Source organism: Luteibacter sp. P4_E6, from assembly GCF_056401535.1.
Genome location: NZ_JBFUJE010000202.1, coordinates 1 through 6,903, shown reverse-complemented (window position 1 = coordinate 6,903; position 6,903 = coordinate 1). Strand labels below are relative to the sequence as shown.

Below are 6,903 nucleotides of genomic sequence, written 5' to 3'. Positions count from 1 at the left end.
GCCTACGTGGTTGGACTGGATGGCGGCCAGGTAGACGAATCGCTGCACTTCGGTGGCAATTGCGTCAATCCGTACCAGGTGAGCAAGCGCTGCGCGGAATACTCCCTGGCGTTGTTGTCGTCGGCGTCCCGACTGCCTGTGACGATCTTTCGTCCCACTATCGTCGTGGGCCACCGAGTGACGGGTTGGACCGTCAGGAATGGGTTCGGACTGTACATGTTCGTGGAGGCGATAAAGATGATCGCCGCCGGCACGCAGAAGTCATGCAACTTACCCCTGACGAGCACGAGTCGTCCCGATCTCCTTTCTGTCGATCGGCTCGTCGAACAAGCCGTCACGTTGACTGTCCGGCCACAGGCGACAAAGCCTCTGGAGATTTTCAACTGCTCAGGCGGCGGTGGCATGTCGATGGGTGAGGTCGTGACGGAAATCGGACGGTTGTGCGGCGTCGCGATCCGTTTTTCTCCGCCGGAGACTGAGCTGGAAAAAGTCGTGGTGGCCGGTATGGAGCCGCGAATGCCTTTCGCAAACACGGACTGGCAGTTTAGTCGGTCGAAGCTTGACCAGGCGATGGGCGATCGTCACGGGGACCTGCCCCTGAGTCTGGAAGAGCTCCGTCGGATCGTAAGCTGGTACCTGGCGGCGCCCTGAAAGCTCGACCCGAACGGCCCGGCGCACGGGACGACCGTTTTGCCGCAGCGGCGTGGAATGCCCGCAATCGTGTGTCTAGGCTGCAAGCTCCACTATCAAGGACACTCGGTATGCTTGCTCGTAGCTACGTAATGCTCGCCATCTCACTCTGTGCGACCCCATGCGCTCACGCTGCGACATCCGCTTCCTCGACGACAACATCGGAAATCAAACAGCTTGTCGATACATTCAAGGCTGCGATCATTGCGAGGGACGGCGCAAAGCTCGACACGCTCTTCGTTCCGGAGAACACCAGCTGGTTCTCTKGTCTCGATCAAGCGTCGCTCGAGAAGACGCGCATGAAGAGACCCGATGCCAAACGCGTCCGGCCTGAACCAGGCGCCTATAAGGGTTTCACGAAGTTTGTCGGCAGCACCAGCCATGCCATCGAAGAGAAGTTCGACAATGTTCGGATCGATACCGATGGCATCGTCGGCTCTGTGTACTTCGACTACGTCTTCCTGCTCGACGGCAAGCCGACCAATCACGGCAACGAAACCTGGCAGGTGGTTCGTACCGACGACGGCTGGAAGATCAACGCGATGCTTTATTCGGTGATCCTGGATGCCGCGAAATGACCAGGTGTGCGCTGTTCTTTTGCGGGGCGCTTGTCATCGCGGCAACGCCTTCGTACGCCGCTTGCCTCGCACCTGGCGTCGAGCCGACCCCGTCCGCCGTGGTCGATGCGCAGTTCGCGTACTACAACGCGCATAACGTCGAGGCGTTCGCCAGTTGTTACGCGGAAAACGTCGAGATGGTGTACCTCGATGCTTCGCATCCGGTGATCCGGGGCAGGGCGGAAATCCTCGAGGGATTCGCCTTTCTCCGGACCATGCCAAAGGAGATGGGTGTGCGGATCGTGCGCCGCACCCTGACCGGCCCTACCGTGATCGACAAGGAGCATGTGATTGGCTTGCCCTCGGGAAAGCGCGCGCCGGATCTGGCGGCGATTTACGAGGTGCGTGAGGGCCAGATCGTGAAGGTCTGGTTTCCGCCAAGCCACTGAGACGCGGGAAATCGGGCAGGGTCAGAAACTTGCCCGATATACCTCGGGTATGGCTGCCGCTCTGTCCACATCCGTGAGACGCGCCCGGCCTAACCTCGGCCCATGGCGATGGTTCACTGGGTCCAGATGGGGGAACGGCAGTACGCGATCCTGGAAGGGACGTCGCGGGCGTTTGCCCGCGTCAGCCCGCAGGACGGCAACTGGGTCGTCCGCTGGCGCTATGGGCCGCGGCGCGGGCAGGGCACCACCTTGAAGGGCGTCTCGCTCATGCAGCGCATGGTGATGCGTTGGGCGGAACACAATGAGGCGCGGCTGCGAAAGCTCATCCCGGCAGCCGGACGGCCCTACGAGCCACCTTCGGCGCTCGAACGCTACTTCTACGATGCGATCTGGCCGGGCTACGTACCGGCGTCGCGTTGCCCTCGGCGCGCGGGACGGGAGCATTACTGAAGGCCGACGACACGCCCCCATTGACCCGGGGGCTGTCCTCCCACACATAGGGTGCATCACTTAACCGTCTCCTTATCAGGTGGCAGCCCCATGTCTCCCGACCACTTTGTCCAGGCCATCCAGAACGCCGTGGTCCGCGACAATCTCGCGGTCTACAACGAGATGTTCCGCACCACGCCCGTAGACCGGGCGGTGGATCCGCTGTGGATTCGTGCGCTCACCATGTTCAATACGCTCGACGACGAGGGCAAGGACACCCTTATCGAAGTGATCGCCAACGTCATGGTCGACACCACCGCGAACATCCTCGGCATCGTCGATGGATGCTGTCCGGTCTCGGGCGTCGACGGCGATGTAACGCTTTCCGTTGGCGGCCAGGTCATCGGCGGCGAACTCCAGGAACTCTTCCTCGAATTGAACGAAACGGGCTGACGCACCCGCGCGACACTGGCACACTCGGCCTTCGCTCCATGCAAGGCTGTCCATGCGTTCCCATGCCCTCAAGGCGGTGACGATCGCGCTGATTTCGGCGCTGTTCTTCACGCTCACCTATGTCCTCAATCGTGCCGTCGTCAGTGGCGGCGGGCATTGGCAGTGGGCGGTGATCCTTCGTTACCTGCTGACCTTGCCGTTGCTGGCGGTGGTGCTGCCGTTCCAGGGTGGTCTGGGCGCCTTGCCGCACGAGTTGCGCGCGCACACGCGCCAGTGGCTGACGTGGAGCAGCGTGGGCTTCGTGTTGTTCGGGGTGCCGCTGACCTGGGCGGCGAGTAGCGGGCCGTCGTGGCTCGTCGCCGGTAGTTTCCAGACCACGGTACTGGCGGGGCCCATGTTGGCGCCCTTCATTTATCGCGATGCACGGGCACGCTGGCACGTTGCTGCGCTGTCGATCGGCGTGCTGATCGTTGCCGGCGTGATGTTGCTGCAGTTCGGGCACTCGCACGGGGCACTCGATGCRTCGGCGTGGCTTGCGGTGGGCGCCGTGGTTTTTGCCGCGTTCGCTTATCCGCTTGGCAACCGGATGATCCTGCTGCATCTGGAACGCACGGGAACGAAGCTTGGCGCGGTGCAGCGTGTGTTCGGGATGACGTTGGCGAGTTGGCCGTTGTGGTTGCTGCTCGCCGTCGTCACGTGGCTCACCATTGGGCCGCCGTCGCTCCGTGAAGCATTGCTCGCCGGTGGTGTGGCGGTGTCATCGGGCGTAATCGCCACTGTGTTGTTCTTCCATGCGACCGAGATGGTCGGGCGGCAGCCGACTGCGCTCGCCGGTGTTGAGGCCATGCAGGCGGCGGAGTTGTTGTTTGCGACGGTGATCGGTGTGATCTTCCTGCGCGAGGCCGTTCCCGGACCGATCGCAGCCCTCGGCGCCGTCGCCATCATCGTCGGCATCGCCTTGTTCGCCTGGGTCAGTGGGCGGGAAGACGGCAAGGAAGGTGGCGCCGACGCGGAGAGGATCGGTGCCGATCGTGGCGCTTGACGCTGTCGCTACGCGCCAGGCGTAGGCTGCAAGGCGACTCCAGGAGACAACGCCATGAAATCGCTCACGCTCGCCCTGTTGCTCGGCCTTCCTCTGATGGCATCGGGGCAGACGCCGCCGGGCTCCCACCGCCAGGCCGCGCCGACGCCCGAACCGATGAAACGCTTCGCCTGGCGGGACGAGGCGGCGGGCTATACGTTCGTCGCGCCGCCGCGCTGGGCGGGCAAGGTGAAGGCCGTGCCGCTGGATTCCAAGGCGTTGGCGACGTCGGGTGCGACCAGCGGGGTACGCTTCGTCGCCGGCTCGAGGACCTTGCTGGTGTTGCTGTCCTCGGACGATGAGCGAGCTCACGCCATGGCAAGTTCGGGAGCGCGCGAGYTGTCGCGGCACGACGGGCATGTGGTGTCGCTGAAGACCGAGGCAGATTCGGGAGAACTGGCCCTGACCGGGGAAGAGTTGGCTTCGGCGATCCAGTGGGATGGCGATGCGCCGGGGACGTCGGTTCGGTGACACGGTAAGGACCAGCATTCGGCGCCATTGAGACGTTCCAGCTATGGAATCGGTGCCTGCACTATCTCGATCCGACTCAATTCAGGGTTTAGCCTTGTCTCATGGCACATTCCCTGGAGGTTCCTGTGGACGGCTCATCGTCCGTCGCGCCGGCGGTTGTCGTGGATCGGCGCATTCGTCATGGCACGCCCGCATTCCGGCGTACCAACCTGGCGCTGTTCTCGTCGGGTTTCGCGACATTTGGCTTGCTCTACTGCGTGCAGCCCTTGCTGCCGGCGTTCTCGCGCGCGTTCTCGCTCGATGCGGCATCGAGCAGTCTTTCGCTGTCGCTGACCACGGGCGTGCTCGCCGTGTCGATGCTGTTCGCCGGCGCGATCTCGGACGTCTTCGGACGCAAACCGATCATGCTGGCTTCGCTGCTCGGCTCATCGCTGCTCGTGCTGCTCAGTGCGATGGCGCCGACCTGGGGCACCTTCCTCGTGCTGAGGGCGCTCCTGGGCATCACGCTCGCGGGTTTGCCCGCTGTGGCGATGACCTACGTGAGTGAAGAGATCCACGGCGACTCGCTGGGTTTCGCCATGGGCCTGTACATCGGCGGTAACGCCATCGGCGGCATGGGCGGCCGGTTGATCTCCGGCTTCGCGGCGGATCACGCCTCATGGCGCGTGGCCGTGGCGATCATCGGAGCGATGGGGTTGATCGCCGCCGTACTGGTTGCCCGCGGTCTTCCTGCTTCAGCGCATTTCGAAAAGCGTCGCTCGCATCCACGCGCGCTACTTGCCTCGTTCGGTTCGCTATGGCGCGACAAGGGACTGCCTTGGCTGTTCGCCGAAGGCTTCCTGCTAATGGGAGCCTTCGTCACCATCTACAACTACGTCGCGTATCGCCTGCTGGCGCCGCCGTTCTCGCTTTCGCAATCGCATGTCGGCGCCGTGTTCATGGTCTACGTCGTCGGCGTGGCGAGTTCAGCGTGGATGGGCAAGGTCGCTGACAGACTCGGACGTCCGCGCGTGCTCTGGACGACCTTCGTGATCATGCTGGCCGGTGTGRCATTGACCGCGAGCTCGTCACTGTGGGCTATCGTGGCGGGCATCGCGATGATGACCTTCGGTTTCTTCGGCGGTCATTCGATTGCAAGCGGCTGGGTCGGCAAGCGCGCGACGTTCGCACGCGCGCATGCCTCGTCGTTCTACCTGTTTTCGTATTACATGGGTTCGAGCATCGCCGGCTCGATCGGCGGCCTGGCCTGGACTTACGCAGGTTGGAACGGCGTGGCGACGTATGTCGCGGTGCTCGTCCTCGCTGGCCTCGCAATCGCTCTGAAGCTGCGCAGGCTCACGCCTTCAGCATCAACTGCATGAAGGCCTTCACCAGCGGCGACGAATCGCTTTGGCGGTGCACGAGATAGAGAGCACTGGCCGCATCCGGCGAATCGATGGGTACGTAGGCAACACCTTCGACATGCACCTGACTCATCGACGCCGGAAGTACGGCGACGCCGAGCCCGGCAGCAACCAGACCGACCATCGTGGCCGATTCACCGGCTTCCTGCGCAACGCGAGGCGAGAAACCCGCGCGACGACACATCGCCTGTACCTGCGCGGCAACGCCCGTCCCGGCGTTTYGACTGAACACCACGAACGGCTCCGCGGCGAGTTGCTCCACACGCACGCGTGGCTTGCGGCCCTTTGCCAGCGGATGGTCTACACGCAGCACGGCAACGAGCGGATCCTCGACCAGCTTGCGTGCCGTCAGCGACGGCGGTAGGTCGGTGCCGCGAATCAGCCCCACCTGCTGACTGCCGTCGAGCAGCCGCTCGATCTGCTGCAGCGTGTTGTGTTCCTTCAGCACCAACCGCACGGCCGGGTAGGCTTCGCGAAAAGCGCGAACGGCCCGCGGAAACCGCGCAATCAACGGCGTGCTCTGCGTGAACCCGACATGCAGTTCGCCAATCTCACCACGTTCCGCGCGGCGAGCGAGGTCGCCGGCTTCGCCGACACGAGAAAGGATGTCCCGCGCAGCATCGAGGTAAACGCGTCCCGCGTCGGTCAGCTCCACGCGCCGATTGGTCCGCCGCAGCAACCTCAAGCCGAGCATGCCTTCGAGGTCGCGAATCTGCTGACTCAACGGCGGCTGGGAAATACCCAGCCGTTCGGCGGCACGACTGAAATGCAGTTCATCGGCGACGGCGATGAAGTAACGCAGATGCCGTAGCTCGATGCTCACCTGATCAGTCGGGACGAACGCGGATCAGGCCTTCCTGCGCCGTCGAGGCGACGAGACGGCCGTCACGTGTATAGATCATGCCGCGTGCGAGTCCGCGCGCCCCCTGCGAGGTCGGGCTGTCGAACGAGTACAGCAGCCACTCGTCGATGCGGAACGGCCGGTGGAACCACAGGGCGTGATCCAGGCTGGCCATCTGCATGTTGCGGGTGAGATAGGAGATGCCGTGGGGCAGGGTGGCCGTGCCGATCAGGTGGAAATCGGAGGCATAGGCGAGCAGGGCCTGGTGCAGAGCCAGGGTGTCTTCGATCGGCGCGGTGAGCCGGAACCAGATGTGCTGGTAAGGCGGACGCTTGGCCGGACGCAGTTCGTCGCGTGGCCACACATGGCGAAACTCGAACGGGCCGTTGATGCCGAGCCAGCGCTGGGTCTTCTCCGGCAGCTTGGCGACCTGCTCCGCGTTCATCGCATGCATCGGCTCGATGTCTTCGGGGGCCGGCACTTCCGGCATCGTCATCTGGTGCTCGTAACCGGTCTCCGGCTCCTGGAA

The 6,903-nt window shown here is 63.7% G+C and carries 10 protein-coding genes; 8 read left to right on the top strand and 2 right to left on the bottom strand.

Translation table 11 applies throughout. From position 1 onward, the window contains the following. The 8 genes from AC1DT2_RS13005 to AC1DT2_RS12970 all read left to right on the top strand — a co-directional run. A partial coding sequence (locus AC1DT2_RS13005; RefSeq protein ID WP_477296691.1) for an SDR family oxidoreductase occupies positions 1–651 on the top strand: 651 nt, incomplete at its 5' end. 338 nt (positions 652–989) lie between these two features. Next, positions 990–1,268 carry a hypothetical protein gene (locus AC1DT2_RS13000; RefSeq protein ID WP_477296689.1) on the top strand — a complete coding sequence of 93 codons (279 nt, stop codon included), beginning with the start codon at positions 990–992 and terminating at the stop codon, positions 1,266–1,268. Beyond that, a complete protein-coding gene (locus AC1DT2_RS12995; protein WP_477296687.1) occupies positions 1,265–1,696 on the top strand; it encodes a nuclear transport factor 2 family protein in 432 nt (143 codons plus the stop codon). Before AC1DT2_RS13000 ends, AC1DT2_RS12995 begins: the two co-directional genes overlap by 4 nt. A 108-nt stretch (positions 1,697–1,804) precedes the next feature. Next, a complete protein-coding gene (locus AC1DT2_RS12990; RefSeq protein WP_477296685.1) occupies positions 1,805–2,146 on the top strand; it encodes a hypothetical protein in 342 nt (113 codons plus the stop codon). Between the two features lie 90 nt (positions 2,147–2,236). Then, positions 2,237–2,578, top strand: coding sequence for a hypothetical protein (locus AC1DT2_RS12985; protein WP_063574097.1), 342 nt, complete (start codon positions 2,237–2,239; stop codon positions 2,576–2,578). A 52-nt stretch (positions 2,579–2,630) separates the two neighbouring features. Beyond that, entirely contained in the window at positions 2,631–3,620 is a 990-nt protein-coding gene (locus AC1DT2_RS12980) for a multidrug resistance efflux transporter family protein (protein ID WP_477296683.1), read from the top strand. 54 nt (positions 3,621–3,674) lie between these two features. Then, positions 3,675–4,130, top strand: a complete 456-nt coding sequence (locus tag AC1DT2_RS12975; RefSeq protein WP_477296681.1) for a hypothetical protein — start codon at positions 3,675–3,677, stop codon at positions 4,128–4,130. Positions 4,131–4,231: 101 nt separating this feature from the next. Continuing rightward, positions 4,232–5,491, top strand: coding sequence for an MFS transporter (locus AC1DT2_RS12970; RefSeq protein WP_477296679.1), 1,260 nt, complete (start codon positions 4,232–4,234; stop codon positions 5,489–5,491). On the opposite strand, the gene AC1DT2_RS12965 is transcribed toward AC1DT2_RS12970, so the two are convergent. Both AC1DT2_RS12965 and AC1DT2_RS12960 read right to left on the bottom strand, forming a co-directional pair. Further along, positions 5,466–6,356 carry a LysR family transcriptional regulator gene (locus tag AC1DT2_RS12965; RefSeq protein WP_477296677.1) on the bottom strand — a complete coding sequence of 297 codons (891 nt, stop codon included), beginning with the start codon at positions 6,354–6,356 and terminating at the stop codon, positions 5,466–5,468. The genes AC1DT2_RS12970 and AC1DT2_RS12965 overlap by 26 nt on opposite strands. A gap of 4 nt (positions 6,357–6,360) precedes the next feature. Further along, on the bottom strand, positions 6,361–6,903 hold a 543-nt coding region (locus AC1DT2_RS12960), incomplete at its 5' end, for an acyl-CoA thioesterase (RefSeq protein WP_477296675.1).